The 19,469-nt window shown below is 71.2% G+C and carries 22 protein-coding genes; 12 read left to right on the plus strand and 10 right to left on the minus strand.

Translation table 11 applies throughout. The features are described 5' to 3' along the window. The 3 genes from OM076_RS36065 to OM076_RS36075 all read left to right on the plus strand — a co-directional run. A partial coding sequence (locus OM076_RS36065; RefSeq protein ID WP_270045023.1) for an MMPL family transporter occupies nucleotides 1-1,310 on the plus strand: 1,310 nt, incomplete at its 5' end. Nucleotides 1,311-1,416: 106 nt separating this feature from the next. Continuing rightward, nucleotides 1,417-2,007, plus strand: a complete 591-nt coding sequence (locus OM076_RS36070; RefSeq protein WP_270045024.1) for a TlpA family protein disulfide reductase — start codon at nucleotides 1,417-1,419, stop codon at nucleotides 2,005-2,007. Further along, nucleotides 1,997-2,548: a hypothetical protein gene (locus tag OM076_RS36075; RefSeq protein WP_270045025.1), complete on the plus strand. Its 552-nt coding sequence runs from the start codon at nucleotides 1,997-1,999 to the stop codon at nucleotides 2,546-2,548. Before OM076_RS36070 ends, OM076_RS36075 begins: the two co-directional genes overlap by 11 nt. Before the next feature lie 125 nt (nucleotides 2,549-2,673). Here the strand turns inward: OM076_RS36075 and OM076_RS46505 are convergent, their stop codons facing one another. From OM076_RS46505 to OM076_RS36090, 3 genes are read right to left on the minus strand one after another with little or no spacing between them, the layout of a single operon-like run. Then, on the minus strand, nucleotides 2,674-3,222 hold the full coding sequence (locus OM076_RS46505) for a CGNR zinc finger domain-containing protein (RefSeq protein ID WP_270045026.1): 549 nt from the start codon (nucleotides 3,220-3,222) through the stop codon (nucleotides 2,674-2,676). A 28-nt stretch (nucleotides 3,223-3,250) separates the two neighbouring features. After that, complete coding sequence (locus OM076_RS36085) at nucleotides 3,251-4,270, minus strand: aminotransferase class I/II-fold pyridoxal phosphate-dependent enzyme (RefSeq protein ID WP_270045027.1); 1,020 nt, start codon at nucleotides 4,268-4,270, stop codon at nucleotides 3,251-3,253. Beyond that, nucleotides 4,270-4,737 (minus strand): hypothetical protein, encoded by a 468-nt coding sequence (locus OM076_RS36090; protein ID WP_270045028.1) that lies wholly within the window; start codon nucleotides 4,735-4,737, stop codon nucleotides 4,270-4,272. The genes OM076_RS36085 and OM076_RS36090 overlap by 1 nt, the downstream gene beginning before the upstream one ends. Before the next feature lie 39 nt (nucleotides 4,738-4,776). Here OM076_RS36090 and OM076_RS36095 point away from each other — a divergent pair, with 39 nt between their 5' ends. Beyond that, on the plus strand, nucleotides 4,777-5,229 hold the full coding sequence (locus tag OM076_RS36095) for a hypothetical protein (RefSeq protein WP_270045029.1): 453 nt from the start codon (nucleotides 4,777-4,779) through the stop codon (nucleotides 5,227-5,229). A gap of 18 nt (nucleotides 5,230-5,247) precedes the next feature. Continuing rightward, entirely contained in the window at nucleotides 5,248-5,685 is a 438-nt protein-coding gene (locus OM076_RS36100; protein WP_270045030.1) for a VOC family protein, read from the plus strand. A gap of 34 nt (nucleotides 5,686-5,719) precedes the next feature. On the opposite strand, the gene OM076_RS36105 is transcribed toward OM076_RS36100, so the two are convergent. Both OM076_RS36105 and OM076_RS36110 read right to left on the minus strand, forming a co-directional pair. Next, nucleotides 5,720-5,944, minus strand: a complete 225-nt coding sequence (locus OM076_RS36105) for a hypothetical protein (protein WP_270045031.1) — start codon at nucleotides 5,942-5,944, stop codon at nucleotides 5,720-5,722. A 426-nt stretch (nucleotides 5,945-6,370) separates the two neighbouring features. Further along, the gene (locus tag OM076_RS36110; protein ID WP_270045032.1) at nucleotides 6,371-7,618 is read right to left on the minus strand and encodes an aminotransferase class I/II-fold pyridoxal phosphate-dependent enzyme; all 1,248 of its coding nucleotides are present in this window, start codon (nucleotides 7,616-7,618) and stop codon (nucleotides 6,371-6,373) included. Nucleotides 7,619-7,635: 17 nt separating this feature from the next. Here OM076_RS36110 and OM076_RS36115 point away from each other — a divergent pair, with 17 nt between their 5' ends. From OM076_RS36115 to OM076_RS36130, 4 genes are read left to right on the plus strand one after another with little or no spacing between them, the layout of a single operon-like run. After that, nucleotides 7,636-8,760, plus strand: a complete 1,125-nt coding sequence (locus OM076_RS36115) for a hypothetical protein (RefSeq protein ID WP_270045033.1) — start codon at nucleotides 7,636-7,638, stop codon at nucleotides 8,758-8,760. A gap of 32 nt (nucleotides 8,761-8,792) precedes the next feature. Beyond that, a complete protein-coding gene (locus OM076_RS36120) occupies nucleotides 8,793-9,407 on the plus strand; it encodes a sterol desaturase family protein (RefSeq protein WP_270045034.1) in 615 nt (204 codons plus the stop codon). Between the two features lie 12 nt (nucleotides 9,408-9,419). Continuing rightward, complete coding sequence (locus OM076_RS36125) at nucleotides 9,420-9,707, plus strand: hypothetical protein (RefSeq protein ID WP_270045035.1); 288 nt, start codon at nucleotides 9,420-9,422, stop codon at nucleotides 9,705-9,707. Further along, nucleotides 9,704-10,690, plus strand: a complete 987-nt coding sequence (locus OM076_RS36130) for a DNA-3-methyladenine glycosylase family protein (protein WP_270045036.1) — start codon at nucleotides 9,704-9,706, stop codon at nucleotides 10,688-10,690. Before OM076_RS36125 ends, OM076_RS36130 begins: the two co-directional genes overlap by 4 nt. Here OM076_RS36130 and OM076_RS36135 read toward each other — a convergent pair. The 4 genes from OM076_RS36135 to OM076_RS36150 form a co-directional block, all read right to left on the minus strand. Next, nucleotides 10,608-11,600 (minus strand): ABC transporter substrate-binding protein, encoded by a 993-nt coding sequence (locus OM076_RS36135; protein ID WP_270045037.1) that lies wholly within the window; start codon nucleotides 11,598-11,600, stop codon nucleotides 10,608-10,610. The two genes, OM076_RS36130 and OM076_RS36135, sit on opposite strands and share 83 nt — an antisense overlap. A 23-nt stretch (nucleotides 11,601-11,623) precedes the next feature. Then, complete coding sequence (locus tag OM076_RS36140; protein WP_270045038.1) at nucleotides 11,624-12,334, minus strand: ABC transporter permease; 711 nt, start codon at nucleotides 12,332-12,334, stop codon at nucleotides 11,624-11,626. Between the two features lie 77 nt (nucleotides 12,335-12,411). Beyond that, a complete protein-coding gene (locus OM076_RS36145; RefSeq protein ID WP_270045039.1) occupies nucleotides 12,412-13,137 on the minus strand; it encodes an ABC transporter ATP-binding protein in 726 nt (241 codons plus the stop codon). Nucleotides 13,138-13,314: 177 nt separating this feature from the next. Beyond that, nucleotides 13,315-14,202 carry a hypothetical protein gene (locus OM076_RS36150; protein ID WP_270045040.1) on the minus strand — a complete coding sequence of 296 codons (888 nt, stop codon included), beginning with the start codon at nucleotides 14,200-14,202 and terminating at the stop codon, nucleotides 13,315-13,317. Between the two features lie 188 nt (nucleotides 14,203-14,390). Here OM076_RS36150 and OM076_RS36155 point away from each other — a divergent pair, with 188 nt between their 5' ends. Continuing rightward, on the plus strand, nucleotides 14,391-15,503 hold the full coding sequence (locus OM076_RS36155; RefSeq protein WP_270045041.1) for an adenylate/guanylate cyclase domain-containing protein: 1,113 nt from the start codon (nucleotides 14,391-14,393) through the stop codon (nucleotides 15,501-15,503). Here OM076_RS36155 and OM076_RS36160 read toward each other — a convergent pair. After that, nucleotides 15,475-16,323, minus strand: a complete 849-nt coding sequence (locus tag OM076_RS36160) for a prenyltransferase/squalene oxidase repeat-containing protein (RefSeq protein WP_270045042.1) — start codon at nucleotides 16,321-16,323, stop codon at nucleotides 15,475-15,477. The genes OM076_RS36155 and OM076_RS36160 overlap by 29 nt on opposite strands. Before the next feature lie 125 nt (nucleotides 16,324-16,448). On the opposite strand from OM076_RS36160, the gene OM076_RS36165 reads away from it, so the two are divergent. Then, nucleotides 16,449-19,178 (plus strand): M14 family metallopeptidase, encoded by a 2,730-nt coding sequence (locus tag OM076_RS36165; protein ID WP_270045043.1) that lies wholly within the window; start codon nucleotides 16,449-16,451, stop codon nucleotides 19,176-19,178. Between the two features lie 98 nt (nucleotides 19,179-19,276). Continuing rightward, nucleotides 19,277-19,465: a WD40 repeat domain-containing protein gene (locus tag OM076_RS47025; protein ID WP_372518124.1), complete on the plus strand. Its 189-nt coding sequence runs from the start codon at nucleotides 19,277-19,279 to the stop codon at nucleotides 19,463-19,465. Nucleotides 19,466-19,469 lie beyond the last annotated feature (4 nt).

Consider the following 19,469-nt stretch of genomic DNA (forward strand, 5'->3'; position numbering starts at 1 on the left):
GCGGCGCGTTGCGGCGCTCCGCGCGCGGCCCGCTGCGCGCCCTCGTCGCGCTCGGCCGCCGGCCGACCGGCCGCGTCGCGCGCCGTCGCCGCGTCGCGGTGGACGGGACGGCACCGGGGGTGCCCGATCCTGGTATCGCGGAGCGAGACGTTCCCGGGGCACCGCCACGCGCGGGGAGCCGCGTTGCGGCCGCGCTCGCCCTGCTCGCGCGTCATCCCGGGCGCGTGCTCGCCGTCGCCGCCGTGCTCGCCGTCGGCGGCTGGGCCCTGGACTCCCGGATCGCGGTCGTCTCCGAGCTGCCGCGGCTCGTCCCGCAGAACCTCGCCGCGGTGCGCGACCTCGACGCGCTGCAGCGCGACACCGGCGTGGCGGGTGAGGTCGACGTGCTGGTCGAGAGCAAGGATCTCACCGACCCGAAGGTGATCGCGTGGATGCGCGACTACCAGGCCGAGCTGCTCACCCGCCACGGCTACAACGCGCAGAAGGGGTGCGCGGGCGGGGAGCTGTGCCCCGCGCTGTCGCTCCCGGATCTCTTCCGCCAGCCCGAGTCGTCGGTGACGCGCGCGCAGATCCGCGCGCTGCTGGACGCCGTACCGCCGTACTTCTCGCAGGCCGCGATCACGCCCGACCGGCGCACCGCGGTGCTCGCGTTCGGGATGCGGCTGCAGTCGCTGGAGGCCCAGCGCGCGGTGATCGAGGACATGCGCGCGCGGCTGGACCCGCCCAAGGGCGTCACCGCGACCGTCGCTGGCCTGCCCGTCCTGGCCGCGGACGCCAACCACGCGCTGAGCGACCCGCTGCGGCGGATGCTCACCGCGCTGGCGGGACTCGTCGCGGTCGCCCTGGCGCTGTTCGCGGTCTACCGCTCGTGGGCGCGGGCGTGGGTGCCGCTCGTCCCGATCGCGCTCGCCACCGGCTGGTCGGCACTCGTGCTCTGGCTGATCGGCGTCCCGCTCAACCCGATGTCGGCGGCGCTCAGCGCGCTGGTCATCGCGATCTCGACCGAGTTCTCGGTGCTGCTCAGCGCCCGCTACCGCGAGGAGCGCGAGGCGGGCCTCTCGGCCCCCGACGCGCTCGCGACGACCTACGCCTCCACCGGCGCGGCGGTGCTCGCCTCGGGCGTCACCGCGATCGCGGGCTTCGCCGTCCTGATCGCCTCCGACATCGCGATGCTGCGCGACTTCGGCCTGGTCACCGTCATCGACCTCGCCGTCTCGCTGCTCGGCGTCCTCATCGTCCTCCCGGCGGTCCTGGTCGTCGCCGAGCGCCGCGCCGCCCGTCGCCCCGCCCGCCGCGCCGTCGCCGCATGACCCCGACTATTAAGGGGTCTGACCCCTCAACGCCGCGTTCGTATGAAAAGCCCTGCTCACGGCGATTTCGCTTTGTTAAGGGGTCTGACCCCCTGTGATGCGGCGGGTGCGGCCGGGGGTGTTGCTCGCGGTGTTCGTGGTGGCGCTGCTGGGGTGGATCACGCTCAATTCGGCGGCGACGAAGACGGCTGGGTCGAAGGGCCTGGAGGCGGGCGACGAACTGCCGCCGTTCGCGATGCCGCTGTCGACGTCGACCTGTCGCGGGCGCTGCGACGCGAACGTGGCGACGAAGGCTGATCAGGGCGCCGCCGGCGCGAAGCCCGCCTGCGACGTGCGCGGCGCGGACGTGCTCAACTCCTGCGAGCTGGCCGAGGACGGGCCGTTCGTGCTCGCGTTCGTGTTCGAGCCCGTGGCCCGCTGCCGGGCGCAGGTCCCGGTGCTGGAGCAGGCCGCGGCGCGCCACCCCGAGGTGAAGTTCCGGATCGTCGCCGTGCGCGCCGATGCGGCGACCGCGCGCGGGCTGCAGTCCACGCTGCCGGTCGGCTACGACCACGACGGCGCCGTCGCGAACGAGTACGCGGTCGTCGTCTGCCCGACGATCACCTACGCGCGCGCGGGCGGGCAGGTCGCGGGCTCGACGGTCGGGCCGCTGGACGAGGAGGCGCTCGAGCACTGGGTCGGGCGCATTGAGCGCTGAGCCCCCGATCACGGTCGCGCCCGGCCTCGCGTGGTGCGCCTTCGCGATCGACCGCAACCCGCTCCGGCGGTCGCCGCGCACGCTGCGGCGGCGGCTGAACACGCTGTCGGACCGCCACGGCGGCGCGCGCGCGATCACCCAGTCCACCCGCGAGATCCCGCAGGCCTACCGCGCCCGCTACGGCATCGAGCGCAGCCCCGCCGAGGAGCTGACGATCAAGCGGCTGATCCGCGGTCAGTACCGGTCGCGCGGCGTCCTGCGCGACGCGCTCCTGCTCGCGACCGTCGACACCGAGGTCGGGGTGTGGGCGCTCGACGCGGACCGCGTCAGCGGCGCGCCGCACATCGTCGACGACACGGTCGCCGACGACGCCGGAACGCTCGCACCCCTCTTCGCCGACCCCAAATCGGTGACCCGCGCCACGCGCCGGCTCGTGCTCTACGCCGTCACCGCTCCCGGCATTCCGGACCTCGCGATCGAGGAAGCCCTCTACGCCGCCTGGGACGTGCTCAGCGCTCAGGGCCCGCACAGAAATTACTGACGCGTTTGGGCGCCGCATCGCGGCGCCAGGAGCCACCCGCGATCCTCAACGGGCTGGCGCCCGCCTGCGGTCGCGTGCGGCCCCTGGCATCCACGATCCGGACCCCAAACCCGCCACTAATTCCTCTACGAACCCTTACGCAGCGCGTGCCTAGCGACCCGCGTACGGGTCCCGCAGGCGGGGCCGCACCAGCGCTGGTCGCGGCGGCTGCGCATGAAGAACTGGCCGCAGCTGGGCGCGTCGCAGTACGCGAGCGCGGGCGAAGGAAGGAGGTCGACGGCGGACATCGCGGTGCGGGCGAGCAGCTCGTCGAGCGGGTCGCAGTCGGGCGGGGCGACGAGCTCGACCGCGCCGTCGCGCAGCTGCGGGATCAGCGGGACGGCCGCCAAGGCGGCGTTCACCTGCTTCTCGATGCCCGGCGACGCCGGCTCGTGCTGGGCCGCGGCGAGCAGCAGGGCGAAGATCGCGTCGCGCAGCTCGCGGACCTCGTCCAGGCGGATGTCGGAGGCATACTCCGACGGGTCCGGCACGCGGCTCGCCTCGTGCTGCGCCCACGCGCGCAGGTCGGCGCCGCTGGAGAGCAGCTCGGTGTAGTCGCTCCCCCGCCGCCGGACGGTATTGGCGAAGTCGATCGCGAGCGGCTCGCCGAGCCAGGACCAGCGTTCAGGAGGCACGACGACATATTGTAGGTTACTAACGCTTTCAGTGATTCAAAGCGTTATCGCGCAGCGCTTCGAGTAGACGGTCGAGCGCTGCCGCTTCAGGCGGGAGCGTGACGCGCACGTGGTGCTCGTCGCCCCACGCGGAGCCGGGCGCGACGTAGATCCGCCGCGCGGCGAGCTCCTCCGCGACCGGCAGCGCCAGCCACGCGTACGGCCCGACGCCGGCGGCGACGGGGAACTCCGCCGCCAGCCGCTCCCGCGCCGCGTCCGCCTGCTCGCGCCGCCGGCGGACCGATTCCGCGCCGCCCTCGACCGCCCACGCCGCGGCCGCCAGCGCCGGCGCGCCCACGCCCAGCACGGGGGAGAGATCCGGGCCGCCGTCCGGGACGATCGCGTAGCCGATCCGCAGCCCCGCGAGCGCGTGGGCCTTGGAGAACGAGCGGATCTGGATCACCCGCGGATGGTCGAGCACCTCCAGCTCGGCGAACCCCGCCAGCGCCTCGTCGAGGATCAGCCAGTGATCCCCGATCAGGTGGTCGAGCGGGATGATCGCGCCGGTGGGATCGTTCGGGCGGGCGGCGACGAGCGTGCGCGCGGCGGGAGCGGCGGCGGTCGCCTTCCGGCGCGCGGCCAACTCGGCCGCCGCGACCGGTACCGGTGACGCGCCCGCCTCGCTCACGAGCCCCGGCAGCAGTCCCCAGCCCGGCCACAGGACCTCGGTCTCCTCCGTCGCCACCGCGCGCAGCGCGGAACGGATCAGCTCGCCCGCCCCGTGCCCGATCGCCACCCGCGCCGGATCGATGTCGTGCGACGCCGCGATCGCCGCCCGCAACGGCGCGCTGTCCGGGTACGCGTTCACCGCTCGCCGCAGGGCGAACGTGGCGGCGTTGATCGCCTCCGGGTGCGGCGGACCGTGCCATGCGGCGCCGGAGAGATCCAGCGGCGGCGTCGTCGCCGGGTGGCGTCGCAGCTCCTCGTCGCGGCGTGCCAGGAGCTCCTGCGAGATCTCCTCCGGCGAGAGCTCGTCGAATTGGCGGTAGTAGCCGAACAGCCGCTTCATCAGCCCATGTCGGGTGCGGGGCCTTGGATGACCAGGAACCAGATCCCGAAGAGCACGAGAGCGATCACGGCCGAGCCGCCGAAGATGCGCGGCAGCGCCCCTTCGCGCTGCTCGTGCCCCGCGGCGCGCCGCACCATCCGCCACACGCGATCGAGCCGCGACGCCAGGGACAACGTGATGAACAGGGAGGCCAGGATGCCCACGAACGCGATGACGATCCCGCCCATGTTCGAGTCCATCCGGTAATCCGCCTGCGACCCGATCCACAGCCACGCCAGCGGCTGCGGGCCCCAGAGCGACAGGCAGAGCACGCCTTCGGCGAGGAGCAGCACGAACGCGAGCACGCCGTCCGCCCGCCGGCGCCCGCTGCCGCCACGCGTCGGCTCGCCCCGCAGGTGCACCGGCCCGGTCCCCGGCCGGCGCCCGATGAAGAGCCCGCCGGTGTCCGTCGGATCGTTGCGCGGCACCTAACCGAGGATACGCGGCAGGAGATACCCTCGGCCCACGTGAGCCGGCACAACAAGGGCAAGCGCCGCCGGCGCCCGAAGAGCACCGCGCCGCAGGTCCCGCCGCGGGCGCCGCGCCGGATGACACCGGCGCTCGAGGAGCGCCCGAAGGCGCCGTGGCACCCGTTCCCGCTGGTCGAGGTCTCGGTGCTGATCGGGATCGTCTGCATCGGCGTCGGCTTCTTCTCGCGCGACAGCGCGGGGGGCCGCACGATCCTCGCCCTCGGTTTCGTCCTGGGCGCGCTCGGCGGCCTCGACACCGCCGCCCGCGAGCACTTCTCCGGCTACCGCTCGCACACCCTCGTCCTCGCCGCGTTCCCAGCCGTCGCCGCCGCCGTCCTGACCGCGCTGGCCGGCGTCCCGAACGTCCTCGTCCCGGTCCTGCTGGTCGCCGTCTTCATGGTCGCGTTCGTGGTGCTGCGCGGTGCGTGGGAACGTTCGGCGGGCGGCTAGCGCCTATCCTTCCGCCGCGTGTCGGATGAGAAGCGCATGCAACTGCGCGGGCTGCACCACGTGACGGCGATCTGCGCCGACCTCGAGCGGACGATCGCGTTCTATCGCGACATGCTCGGGCTGGCGGTCGTCCACGACGCGCCGTCCGACGACGATCCCGACGCACGCCACGTGTGGTTCGGCTCCGGCGACGGGACGTACGTGAGCTTCATGGAGTACCCGGAGCTCCCCCCGGGGCAGATCGGGCGCGGCGTCACCCACCATTTCGCTCTCCGCGTCGACTCCGAGGAGGAGCAGGAGGCGTGGCGCGACTACCTCAAGGCCCACGACGTCGAGTGCACCGACGTCTATGACCGCGGCGCCTTCCGCTCGATCTACGTCGCCGATCCCGATGGACACGTGGTCGAGATCGCGACGCGGGTGAATGGCTTCGGCGCCGGCGGGCCGCCCGCGTAGCGGGCCACTCGCCGACGCCGCATCCAGGGCGCGCTTACGCGATCAGGGCGTAGCCCGTCTCGTGGTCACCGCTCAGCCGCCGCGCGAGCTCGTTGCGCTGGCGCTCGGTCATCGAGCCGATGGTCTTGGTCTCCACCATCGGGATCGAAGCGAGGAACCGGCGGCAGCGCGTACGTCCCCAGCGGTGTTGGCTCATCAGCAGGTCCGCGATCGACATGCTCTCCGCCTCCCAAGGCCGCTCGAGCACGATCTCGGCCACGCTTGCTTCACCCTCTGACACCTGGCGCTTGAGCTCAGCACGCGCAAGCCGCACGCGGTTGGCCTGCGCGAGCGCCCGCATGTGTTGTGGCGCAGGTGCTGTCGCAGTTGCTTCCATCGAACCTCCCCGCTGCTCCCGCCCTCGCTTCGGCGGGAGTCCGTCGTTTTCATTGCCCGGTCGAGGGCGCGCGCGGATCCGGGCACCAGCCCCCCAGCTCTCGCACCCGACAGTGCGGTGAGCCGTGCCGGCCACCCGTTGATTTCTTGCCTTACGTGTCCCCGTGCGTCCCGTTCGGGACGGCCCGTGTCGCGCATCGACCGAGGCAGCAGGCTAGCCCGCCTTGAGCCCGACTATCAACGCTCAACCACCCTCCGCACTCGCAAAGAGCACCCTTTTTTGTGCTGGTGTTGCCGTTCGGTGAATCTGCTATGCGGCCGGTCCCGGCAACGCGCCATGCTCGGATTCGAACTTTTGTTTGACGTTTTGAAACGCAACCAACGCCCGGTCCAGGACAGCCCGGTCGTGGGTCGCCATGACGCTCGTGCGCAGCAGCGCGCCGCCGGGCGGAACGGCCGGGTGGATCGCCACGTTGACGTAGACACCCGCGTCGTATAGGGCGCGCCAGAGCAGCACGGCCTTCCAGTCGTCGCCGACCACGACGGGCACCACCGGCGTGATCGTGGGCTCGCCTTCGACGACCTTGAAGCCGAGGTCGTGCAGGCCGCGGTTGAGGTAGCGGGCGTTGTCCAGGACGCGCGCGAACAGCCCCGGGCCCTCGGGCGAGCGGATGATCCGCAGGGCGGCCAGCGCGGCACCCACGGCGGCGGGAACGCCGGACGCCGTGAAGAGGAACGCGCGGCTCGAAATGCGCAGGAAGTCGATCACCTCGTGCGGGCCGGCGATGAAGCCGCCGCACGACGCCAGCGACTTGCTGAACGTGCCCATGCGCAGGTCGACGTCGGCCTCGACGCCGAAGAGCTCCGACGCGCCCGCCCCGCGCGCCCCGAGCACGCCGGCGCCGTGCGCCTCGTCGACCATCAGCCGCGCGCCGTACGCCTTGCACAGCTCGACGATGCGCGGCAGCGGGGCGATGTCGCCCTCCATGCTGAACACGCCGTCGACGACGACGAGCACGCCGCCGCCGTCGTCGGCCGCGCGCTGGAGCATCTTCTCCATGCGGTCCAGCCGGTTGTGCTTGAACGGGCGCAGCTTGGCGCGGGAGATCAGGCAGCCGTCGAGGATCGAGGCGTGGTCGGCGGAGTCGACGATCACCGTGTCGCCGGGGGCGAGGATCGTGCCGAGCGTCCCGACGTTGGCCTGGTGTCCGGTCGAGAAGACGATCGCCTCCTCGGTGCCCATCCACTCCGCGAGCTCGCGCTCGAGGTCCAGATGCAGGTCCAGCGTGCCGTTGAGCAGGCGGCTGCCGGTGAGGCCGGTGCCGTACTTGTCGAGCGCGTCGCGGGCGGCTTGCCGGACCCGCGGGTCGGCGGTCAATCCGAGGTAGTTGTTGGAGCCGAGCATGATCCGCTCGGCGCCCTCCATCTCCACCACGGGGCCGGCCGGACCCTCGAGTCTGCGGAAGTAGGGCAGCAGGTCGGCGTCGCGGGCGGCGCGCAGCTGCTCTGAGCGCTCGTGCCCGCGCACCTTGGCGAAAACGTCGGTGGCAGTCGGCATTGGTAGGGTCCGTTCCCGTGAGCGTGGTCGTCCGTCCCGTCTCTGGCTGGCGGGACCGCCGGGAGTTCGTCGACCTCCCGTACCGGTTGCACTCTACCTCCGGGGTTTGGGTCCCTCCGCTGCGCCTGGAGCGTCACATCTTCCTGATGCGCTCGCAGAACGCGTACTTCACGCACGGCGACGCGCAGCTGTTCCTGGCCTGGCGCGACGGCCGCGTCGTGGGGCGCATCAGCGCCCAGTACGACGACAACTTCAACGCCTTCCACGGCAACCGCTGGGGCATGTTCGGCTTCCTCGAGTTCGAGGACGCGGCGGACATCCTGCCGCCGATGCTCGAGGCCGCGGAGATCTGGCTGCGCGCCCACGGCCGCGACCACATGATCGGCCCGATGGATTTCGGCATGAACGACGAGAGCGGCGTCCAGATCGAGGGCTTCGAGCGGATGCCCTTCATCAAGCAGCCGTGGCACCCGCCGTACTACGCGGTGCGCTGCGAGGAGGCCGGGCTGGCCAAGGCGATGGACCTCTTGATGTACGAGCTGGTGATCTCAGACCGCTCGAAGATCCTGCCCGTCGTCTTCAAGCTCGCCGAGAAGGTCGAGCCGCGCCACGGGATCAAGATCCGGCGGATGAGCCGGCGCTCGCTGCGCCGCGACATGGACGCCTTCGCCGAGGTCTACAACGAGGCCTGGAGCGAGAACTGGGGCTTCGTCCCGTACTCGGAGAAGGACCTCGACGTCTACGCGCAGGAGATGCAGCTCGTCTTCGACCGCAACTGGTACATGGTCGCCGAGACCGAGTCGGGCGAGACCGCGGCGATCGCGATCACGATCCCGGACATCAACCAGGTGCTGATGCGGATGCAGGGCCGGCTGCTCCCGTTCGGGTGGTGGCACTTCCTGCGCAAGGGCCGCACGATCGATCGTGTGCGGGTCGGCTTCCTCGGCGTCAAGAACGAGTTCCAGCACACGGGGGTGGCCGCGGCGCTGTACGTCGAGCACTTCGACACCGCCTCGCGGGTCCGCCAGAAATGGGGCGAGATGGGCTGGATTCTCGAGACCAATCGCAACATGAACCGCGCGATGGAGGCCATGGGTGGCCGCGTGGTACGGCGTTTTCGGGTCTACGGGCGGGATCTTTGAAGTTAGGGCAGCCTGATATGTAGGGTTTAGCTATGGATCGCAGCGAGTTCCTGAAGGCTTCCCCGCCGATGTTCAAATCGGGTGTGCTCGACAAGTTCACCCGCGTCCATCACCTCGTGCCGGTCGTGATCTTCCTGCCGGCGATCGCGATCCTCTTCGCGTACGGCATGAATCGCGTCGGCCTGGCGCCCGCGCTCGCCTACGCCGTCGGCGGCTACTTCCTGTGGACGCTCGCCGAATACTGGATCCACCGCGTCATCTTCCACTTCGAGCCCGAGGACGGATTCGGGGCGCGCCTGCACTGGATGGTCCACGGCGTCCACCACGACCACCCGAACGACCCGCTGCGGCTCGTCATGCCGCCCGCCGCCTCGGTCCCGCTCGCGCTGTTCTTCTACGCGCTGTTCTGGCTCGTGCTCGGCGCCGACCGCGCGTTCGCGTTCGGCGCCGGCTTCCTCGCGGGCTACCTGGCCTACGACATGATCCACTACGCGCTGCACCACTACACCCCGCGGACCCGCGTCGGCCGCTGGCTGCGCGAGCTGCACATGCGCCATCACTTCCAGGACGACGAGCGCGGCTTCGGGATCAGCGCGCCCTACTGGGATCGCGTGTTCGGCACCATGCACGTCCGGCGGGGGCGGTAGGGTCTGTAGTTCGTGGGAGCTGACGAAGCAGAAGAGATCCAGGACGTCGAAGTCGTCGACGGCCTCCCGGTCGTGACCGAGGCCGGCGTCCTCGAGGAACGCCCCACCGCCGTCGTTTCGGCGGCCCAGGCGACGGCGCTGGCCTGTACCGGCTTCGTGGCCGGCGCGGCGACGATCGCCGTCGTCTCGCGCCACCGCACCAAGAAGGCCTTGAAGAAGAGCAAGCGGTCGGGTCCGATCGGCGAGATCGTCTCCTCGCGCTCGTTCCTGGTCGACGTCCACCTCCTGCGGCGAGATTGAGCCGTCCGGGGCGGGCTGAAGGCTCCGTCCTGGTCCGGGAGGTCGTCCGGCCGCGGTGGGCTCCGTACCGGCTGGGCCCGCCCTCGCTGGACGGTCTGACGCGCCGACGCGGGAACGGGCTCGTCCGCCTGCTGCACGTCGGCGACGAGCCGGTCGTGGTCGCGGTCGCGGGCACGGTGTTCGCCGCGCGGGCGGTTTCGGAGTCAGCGGCGCGCGCCGGGATCGAGCGGATGCGCTTCGCCACCGGGATCGACGACGACGTCACCGACTTCCACGTCCGCTTCCGCGACGATCCGGTCATCGGCCGCGCGGTCCGTGCCTACCCGTGGCTGCGCGTGCGCCGCAACCCGGATCCGTGGGAGACCCTGATGTGGTCGATCACCGAGCAGCTGATCGACATGCCCCGCGCGACCGCGATCCAGCGCCGCATGATCGGCCGCTTCGGCCGCAGCTGGGAGGGTCTGCGCGACTCGCCCTCCGCCGCGACGATCGCGGCGTGCGCGCCGGCTGAGCTCGAGGCGTGCGGCCTGCACGCGAAACGCGCGATCGCGATGATCCGGGCCGCGCGGGAAATGGTCGCGGGGCGGGTGGCGTTGGCGCGCGGAGGCGGAGCGGGGGGCGGCGCGGTCGCGACCGCGCGCGATGACGTGCTCGCCTCGCTGCGTGCCGACGCGGACTTCGCACGGCTGCTCGCGATCCCCGAGATCGGGCCGTGGACGGTCGAGATGGTCGCGCTGCACGGGCTCGGGCGGCTCGACGTCGTGCCCGCCGGCGACCTCGGGTACCTCAAGCTCGTCGGGCGGCTCGCGACCGGGCGCCCGAAGGCGATCGCCGACGAGGCCGAGGTGCGCGGGTTCTTCGCTCCCTACGCGCCCTGGGCCGGCCTCGCCGCGAGTTACCTCATCCGCGCGCGGACGATCCCAGGCCCTCCCCAGGCAGGAACTCGTTGGTCAGCGGCGGCGCCTCGGAAGGCGGCCGCTTGAGCAGGTCGTTCTTGCGCATCCAGCGCTCGTAGTTGGCCCAGTCGACCGGTTCCATCCAGCCCCACGGCTCATCGGGCTTCGGGAAGAAGGTCGGGAGGGTCGCCCGGACCTGGGCCTCGGTGAGCGTGCGGTCAAGGCCCTTGTCGGCCTTCAGCAGCGCGTCGACGCCCGCCGCCGGGTTCTCCCGCACGAGCCGGTGTCCGGCGGCCGTCGCGGTGATGAAGCGCCGCAGCCGCGAGGCGCCCGCCTCGTCCAAGGACTCGCGCTTGGCCACCATGATCAGCTCGTCGTAGGTCGGCACGCCGAGGGTCTCCATGCGCAGGATCACCGGCTTGCGCGGCGCGAGCTGCACGCCCTCCACGTTCCAGTAGGCGCCGAGGGTGGCGTCGACCTTCTTGGACACCATCGCCGGGACGAGGTTGAAGCCCACGCTGGTGGTCTTCACCGTGCTCGGGTCGACGCCCGCCGCCTCCAGGATCGTCTTCAGATAGGCGGTCTGGTACGCGATGCCCGCGGTGCCGACGTGCTTGCCGGCCAGGTCTTTGACCGTTTTGACGCCTGAGCTCGGCAGCGCCATCAGCGAGGTCAGCGGGGCCTGCACGAGCGCGCCGACGGCGACGAGGTTCTCGGCGCCCTGGTCGCGCGCGAGCAGCAGCTCGGGCTCGTAGGAGATCGCCAGGTCCGCCTTGCCGGCGCGCAACAGCTTCAGCGGCGACGCCGCGTCCGGCGGCGTGACGAACTTCACGTCGAGCCCCGCCTTGGCGTAGAGCCCCGTCTCCTTGGCGGCGAACATGCCCGCGTGGTCGGCGTTGGGGACGTAGTCGAGCATCACCGTGAACGGCTCCTGCGGCGGCAACGCGTTCCCGCTCGGCTCCGCCTTCTCACCGCAGCCCGCGACGAGGACGAGCATCAAGACTCCACACAGCAAACGCTTCACGACCGCGGCCCCCAGGTGATGACGCGGCGCTCAAGCCACGCGAACAAGACGTACAAAGCAAGTGCCTCCGCCATCAGGAGCGCCGTCGCGGCGAACGCGCGCGCGGTCTCGAGCTGGCTGTTGGCGGTGACGAGCAGGTGGCCGAGCCCCGAGTCCGAGCCCGACCACTCGGCGAGCACCGCGCCGATGACCGCGATCGCCGCCGCGACCTTCATCCCCGTGAACGCCGCCGGCAGCGCCGAGGGCGCCTCGAGCAGCCGCAGCCGCTGCCAGCGCGTCGCGTCCAGCGAGCGCAGCACCTTGCGGGCGTCGGGGTCGGAGTCGCGCAGCCCGTCGGCCAGCGCGACCGTCACGGGGAAGAAGCAGATCAGCGCGATGATGAGGATCTTCGGCGCGAGGCCGAAGCCGAGGATGAGCACGATCAGCGGCGCGACGACCGGGATCGGCACGGCCTGCGAGCCGACCACGAGCGGCCGCAGCGACCGGTCCACCCACGGCACGAGGTGCATCGCGACCGCGAGCGCCGCGCCGAGGACCAGCGCGGCGGCGAGGCCGATGACGACCTCCCACGTGGTCGTCAGCAAGTCGGGTGCGAGCAGCGAACGGTCCTCCCACAGCGACTGCGCGACCTGCGTCGGCGCGGGCAGCAGCAGCGCGTCGACCCACCCGACGCGCACCACGAGCTCCCACACGGCGAGGAGCGCCACGAGGACGGCGACGGGCGCGGCGACGCGACGAGTGAAAGGTTGATCGGGCTGTGCCCGACGAAGTTGACGTTCGCCGGTCATCCGTCGACCCCGAGCGCCTTCAGCGCGCGCTCACGCAGCTCGACTACGGCGGCGTCGGTCCGCACCCGCGGACGCGCGAGCGCCACGTCGAGCTCGAGCACGACCCGCCCCGGACGCGGCGAGAGCAGCACGATCCGGTCCGCGAGCAGGGCCGCCTCTTCGACGTCGTGCGTGACGAGCAGGACGGTTCGCGGCTCCCGCGCCAGCGCAAGCCCCAGCCACGTCTGCGCCTGCGCGCGGGTCAGGGCGTCCAGCGACGCGAACGGCTCGTCGAGGCAGAGCAGCGGCCGCCCGGCCAGCAGCGTGCGGATGAAGGCGACGCGCTGGCGCATCCCGCCGCTCAAGGCGGCTGGGCGCGCTCGCTCGAAGCCGTCGAGCCCGAACGCGGCGAAATGCGCGTGGGCCGCGGCGCGGGCGGTGGCGCGGGAATCACCCGCGACCCGGCGCGCCAGCGCCGCGTTGTCCAGCGCCGACAGCCACGGCAGCAGCCCGTCGCGCTGCGGCATCAGCGCCGCCGGCGGAGCATCGACCGAGCCCGCGTCCGGCGCGGTCAACCCGCACACCAACTCCAGCAGCGTCGACTTCCCGCACCCGCTCGGCCCCACGACGGCCACGAGCTCACCCGGGCGCACGCGAAGGTCCACGCCGTCGAGCGCCACGACGTCACCGAACGCCTTGCGGACGCCCGTCAACGCCACACCGCTCACGTAAGGAGGCTCCATAGCTGGAGCCTCGACCTCGGTCACCATACGCTCCCTCCGCGGGCATTACCCCACAGGTTCGAAGGGTCAGCGCCGGAGCGGGGCGCTATCTCAGCCGGGCGTGCCTCCCAGCCCCCCTGTTTTCACAGTTCGCTGACAGCGTACCCGCCCCACCGCGGAGGGAGCGATTGGTGATCGTTACGGGGTGGTGGAGAAGACGCCTTCGCGCTCGAAGTCGAACACGGTGTCGTTGACGCGCAGGCCGTCGATGGCGCCCGACCAGGCGTTGTCCCGGCCCTTGCTGACCATGACGCTGAGGATCGTGGCCGGATCGCCGGCTCGGTCCAGGTACGTCTGGACCTGATCCCACGTGCAGCTCGCGGTGTTCAGCGAGCATGTCGTGTTGTTCCACTTGTTGCCGCTCAGACCCCAGGTGCCGGTCTTGGTGGCGTCGATGTAGCCGCTCCAATCGTTGGACTTCGAGTTGTCCGCCGGGACGTAGACCAGCGAGGCGTAGGTCTCGGCGGGCAGGTCGTCGGAGTTCGGGTTGATCTCGAAGATGATGCTCGGCATGTTCTTCGCAGCGCCGGGCTTGCCGTTCTCACCCGTGGTGAAGATGTTGAAGCCGACCTGCTTGACGTTGTGGAGCAGGCCGCCGGCGACGGAGTCGACGTCGTCGCCGAACGCCACCTTGTCCGTCGACGCGCCGACCGTGAGGTTGAGCGAGCCGGTGCCATAGGGCGGCTTGAGCGGGCCGGTGCGCAGGATCGCGCTCGCGGAGCCGATCGTGTTGCGGTTCATCAGGCCCCAGTTGGCCAGCGCGTCCCGGCCGGGCGACGGCTGCACCGTCGTGCCGGGAGCGCCGTCGGCGCCCGCGGCACCCGTGGCGCCGGTCGCGCCCGTGGCGCCGGTCGGGCCCGTCGCGCCCGCCGGGCTGACGGTGCCGGCCAGCTTGACGACCTTCTGCGTGGCCGGAGTAAGTCGATCGAGGGCGATCGTGCCCTTCTTGATGTCCTTGCTCTGGATCGTGCCGTCCTTGATCTTCGCGGACGTGATCAGCGCGCCGGCGGTGGCGCTGCCGCTCATCGCCAACACGATCGCGATCGAACCCAGTACTACCCCTGGACTGAGGTGTTTGCGCATTCGTTCCTCCCGAACTTTTGCGAACTACTAGACGGCGGGGCACCGTAGCGGGGCATTCCTGATCGGTAAGCGGACTTGAGCGAATTCAACGGATGTATGAGGCGAGTTCGCGGGTACCTTGCGAGGCCTGTATGAATTGGGACGCTGAAGGTCTGCTGGACGGCCTCGAGGACGACACCGCGCGCGCTGCCCGGCGCCGTCTGCTCGACGAACTGCATTCCGGCGGTATGGGTCTGGAGGAGCTGCGCCGGACCGTCGCCGAGGACAAGCTCGTGCTCGCCCCCGTCGCCCGCGCGCTCAGCTCCGAGCCCCGCTACACGGCGCGGGAGATCGCGGAGAGAGCCGGCGTGGACCTCGACTTCCTCATCGCCAGCCGGCGCGCGCTCGGCCTTCCGTCAGCAGGCCCGGACGAGCGCGTCTACGGCGAGAAGGACCTCGAGGCGACGCGGCTCGGCACGCTGCACCGCCAAGCCGGCTTCGACGACGAGGACGCGCTCGAGGTCGCCCGCGTACTCGGCCAGGGGATGGCCCGCTACGCCGAGTCCACACGCGCGCTCGTCGCCAGGACGTTCATCGAGCCCGGGCTGGACGAGTACGAGCTCGCGCACCGCTACCGCGTCGCCGCCGAGCAGCTCATGCCGCTCGCCGGCCCCTGGCTCGAGCACGTCTTCGCGCTCCACCTCCAGCAGGTGCTGCGCAGCGACGCGCTGACGCAGGAGCAGCGGCGGGCGGGCAAGCTCGACGACACGCAGCAGGCGGTGATCGCCTTCGCGGACCTGGTCGGCTTCACCGAGCTGGGCGAGAGCGTGCCGGTCGAGGAGCTCGGGAGCGTGGCCGGCCGGCTCTCGCAACTCGCGGGCGACGCGCTCGAGCCGCCGGTGCGGCTCGTGAAGCTGATCGGCGACGCGGTGATGCTCGTCTCCCCGGAGCCTGAGCCGATGCTCGACGTGACGTTGCGCCTGGTCGAGCTTGCCGCGCAGGACGAGGCCGTCCCGCCGCTGCGGGCGGGCATCGCGTCCGGGCAGGCCGTGCACCGCTGGGGCGACTGGTTCGGCACGCCGGTCAACCTCGCCAGCCGCCTCACGACCCGCGCGCGGCCGTCGACCGTGCTCGTCGCCGAGGAGGTCCGCGACGCGGTCGACGGCGGCTACGCCTTCTCCGACGCCGGTCGCAAGAAGCTCAAGGGCTTCTCGGCGCCGGTCCGCGCCTACCGGGCTAGAAGGTCCGGCGATGCAGCGCCATGAGCGCCTGCGACGACACCCACACGGGCGTCTGGCGGCCGGTGCGCGAGTAGCGGACGAGCCCGTTCGGCTCGGTCAATGAGCGCAGGTAGGCCTGGCCCTTCTTGACCGCGCTCTCGTGCCCGCCGGCCGCCACCAGCCCCTGGATCGCGTAGGCCGTCGACTGCGCGTTCGGCGCCGCGTTGCGGGTGAGGGGGAAGCCGCCGTTGGCCTGCTGCTGGGCGGCGAGGAACGCGGCGCCGCGTTTTGCGGAGGCCGCGCGGCCGGCGAGTTTGAGCGCCTGGACGGCGCTCGCGGTGTCATCGATCCCGCTCGCCCCGCTGCCGCCGACGTTGAAGCCGCCGTCGCTGTTCTGGTGGCGCTCGATCCAGCGCGCCGCGCTCGCGACGGTCTTCGGGCTCGCGCCCGAGCGGCGCAGGGCGAAGATCGCGAACGACGTGTAGCTGACATAGCCGTCGAAGGAGCCGTCGGAGGACCGGTGGCGCAGGATGTCCGAGATCAGGTCACGCCCGCCGAACTTGCGCGGGTCCTGCCCGGCGGCGCGGACGACGAGGACGGTGCGCTCGACATCACCGATCGCGGTCAGCGAGCCGAGCCCGCGCTTGACGTAGTTCAGCGCGGCCGGACCGGGCTTGGATCCCGCGGCGGAGAGGCCGAGCAGCGCCCACCCGGTGGCGAGCTGCGAGGAGCCGCCGGACTGGGTCATGCCGAAGCCGCCGTCGGAGTTCTGGGCGCCGCGGACGTAGTCGACGGTGCTCGCGGCACGGGCCGGAGCGGCGAAGGTCAGCGCGCAGACGAGCGCGAGGAGCAACAGACGGGACAAGGCCAAAAGGGTATTCACGAGTTCTTGACCGAATGAACAAAGGGTGAAAACATCGCCGTTGCGGGGCCCGGGGGCTCGCCTTCATAGGCGAAATTGGGGGGTGGGAAAACGTGATGCGGATACGCATGCGTTTGCTGGTACTTGCGTTCGTCGCGGCGGTGGTCAGCCCGTCCGTGGCCGGTGCGCAGGGGCGGTCACCGCTGGAAACACCCGATGCGGTGAAGACGGTGCGCGTCCACGTCGACGGTGCGGTGGCGCTGAGCAAGCTCGAATCCGAAGGCTTCGATTTCTCCGGCGGGGTCGTGCGGGTCCCTGACGGCATCGAAGTCGACGCGATCGTCACCGATCAGCAGGAGCTCGACCTCATCGCGCGTGGCGCCGAGGTGGTCGAGCCGGGCGAGGAGTTCAAGTGGAAGACGGTCAAGCGGGCGTCCTTCGCGGCGCCGCAGGCGGTGCTGCCGCGCCCGCCTGAGCCGACGGTGCGGATCGTGCGCGCCGACTGGTTCACGACGAAGGGGCAGGGCTTCCTCTACGTCGAAGCGCGCACGACCCAGGGCGAGCAGACGAATCCGATCGTCGGCATGACGCTGGAGAACGACCAGGGCCCGGGCACCGAGTTCATCTCGGCGCGCACGATGAGCCGCTTCGTGGACTCCGGCGTCTACATGTTCCACCGCAACCTGTTCAAGCTCGCCAAGCGCCCGGACAAGATCCGCGTCTCCTCGAGCACCGGCGGCGTCGCCACCGGGCCGGTCTCCAACTGGCTCGAGGACGTGACGCCGATGGACGCGGCGCCCGGCTACCTGCACGACTTCGTCGACGACTACAAGACGCCGCAGCAGGTCTACGGCCGCTTCGAGCAGATCGCGCAGCAGTACCCGGCCATCGCCGAGATCGTCCCGCTCAAGAACAAGACCAACGGCTACCAGCGCAAGGCGCAGGCCACGATCGGCGGGACCGGGCAGGCCGCGGTCGTCATCAGCTCGGCGGCCTGGGGTCAGGACGGCGGCAACGACATCACGGTCGAGTTCGTCAACCGGCCTGGCGCCGACCTGCCGCTGAGCGTGTCGGTGACCGGCAAGGCCGTGCGCGTGCTCCTCGCCAAGGACGCGGCGGGTGCGCTCGCGTCGACCGCCGCGCAGGTCGCGGCGGCGCTGGAGACGGGGTCTGGCGGCCTGATCGACCGCGCCCACCCGTATCGCACCAACGCGGGGACGGGGATCGTGCAGCCGACGACGGCTCCCGTCGCGCTGACGGACTTCCTCGACCAGAAGCGGGTTGGCGCGCCGGCGGGCGATCCGCCGCGCGGCCCGTACACGATCCGCGCGCTGCGGATCGGCAAGTTCCGCGACGGCACCAAGCCCGGCGTGCTGATCCAGGCCAACGACCACGCCCGGGAGTGGGTGCCGATCACGATCACGCTCGAGACCGCCGAGCGGCTCGTGCGCAACTACGCGACCGACCCCGAGACCAAGAAGATCGTCGACAACACCGACATCTTCCTGATCCCGTCCAACAACCCGGACGGCGCGAACTACTCGTTCTACAACTTCGCCTCCCAGCGGCGGAACATGACCAACCACTGCGACGACGCCAACGCCGACCCCGCGCGCCGCAACGCCTGGGGCGTCGACCTCAATCGCAACTACAGCGTGGCGTCGGGCTTCGACGGCTATGACGGCGCGTCGACGAGTTGCACCAGCGACACCTACCAGGGCCCCGCCGAGCTATCGGAGCCCGAGTCGCAGAACATCATCGACCTCGTCCAGCGCAACCGGAACATCAAGTTCATGATGTCCGTGCACTCCAACGGCGGCCAGCTCTTCTGGCAGCCGGGCGCCTACATCGCCAATGGCCGGATCACGACGCCGCGGCCGCCGCTCGGGCATGAGGCGTACTACTGGCAGTCCGCGGACCGCATCCTCTCGCAGGTGCGCGCGGAGCGGCAGACCGTCGTCACGCCGGAGAACGTCGGCGGCTCGTCGGACGTGCTCTATTCGAGCGCCGGCAACGTGCGCGAGGAGCTGTACTTCAACTACGGCGTCTTCGCCTTCGGCTGGGAGGTCGGCGGGTCGGTCTACAACACCGCCACGGGCAACTTCCAGGAGGGCTCGTTCCAGCCGCCGTGGGTGGGCGACCCGAACGTCGTCAGCGGCCACAGCGAGACGATGGAGTACGCCAACGGCGTGATGGAGATGTTCCGCATCGCCGACGACTGGGCCGCGGACAAGACGCCCGCGACCTCGACGCTGACGCCGTCCGCGCAGTCGGACTCGCCGAAGGGCGTGCGCTTCGAGGTCTCCGAGCCCGCCACCGTCTACTACACGACCGACGGCTCGACGCCCACGATCGACTCGCCGCGCTACAAGCAGACCGAGTTCCGAGAACCAGGTGAGACGCTCTGGGTCGAGCAGACGACGACCTTCAAGTGGTTCTCGGTCGACGCCGCGGGCAACCTCGAGCCGATGCGCTCGGCGACGGTGCAGATCGGCGAGAACGGTGGTGTCGGAGGCGCCGTCCCGGCGACCTTGGCGCTGACGCTCAGCGGCCCGGCCTCCTTCGGCGCGTTCACGCCAGGCGTGGCGAAGGACTACACGACCACCACGAACGCCAACGTGATCTCGACGGCGGGTGACGCGGCGCTGACCGTGTCGGATCCCGGCCGGCTGATGAACGGGACGTTCGCGCTGCCGTCGCCGCTGGAGGTCGCGTTCTCGAAGGCCGCCTGGACCGCGCCGGTCTCCAACGATCCGGTGACGATCACGTTCAAGCAGCACATCGGGGCGACCGACGCGTTGCGCACGGGCGCCTACTCCAAGACGCTCACGTTCACCCTGTCAACCACAACGCCGTAGGCCGTATCCGGCGGGCGCCCTTCCCGGGCGCCCGCCGCGAATGCGAGGATGCGCGCCGTGGACCTTCCGGAGGGCGTGATGCGCAGACGTGGGCGTGCGTGCGCGAGATCCGAGGTCACGGCGCGGGAGTACGCGCGGTCGCGTTTGCTGCGGGCGGCACGATCCTCGCCACGGGCGGCGACGACGACTCGATCCGGCTCCGAGCCCATGAAGGAGACCGTGCTGCCGGTGCTGCTCGCGAGCTGAACGCTCATTTCCCAACGCCCGCGAGGTCGCCTGTAGTGTGAGGTC

Source organism: Solirubrobacter ginsenosidimutans (genome assembly GCF_027587205.1).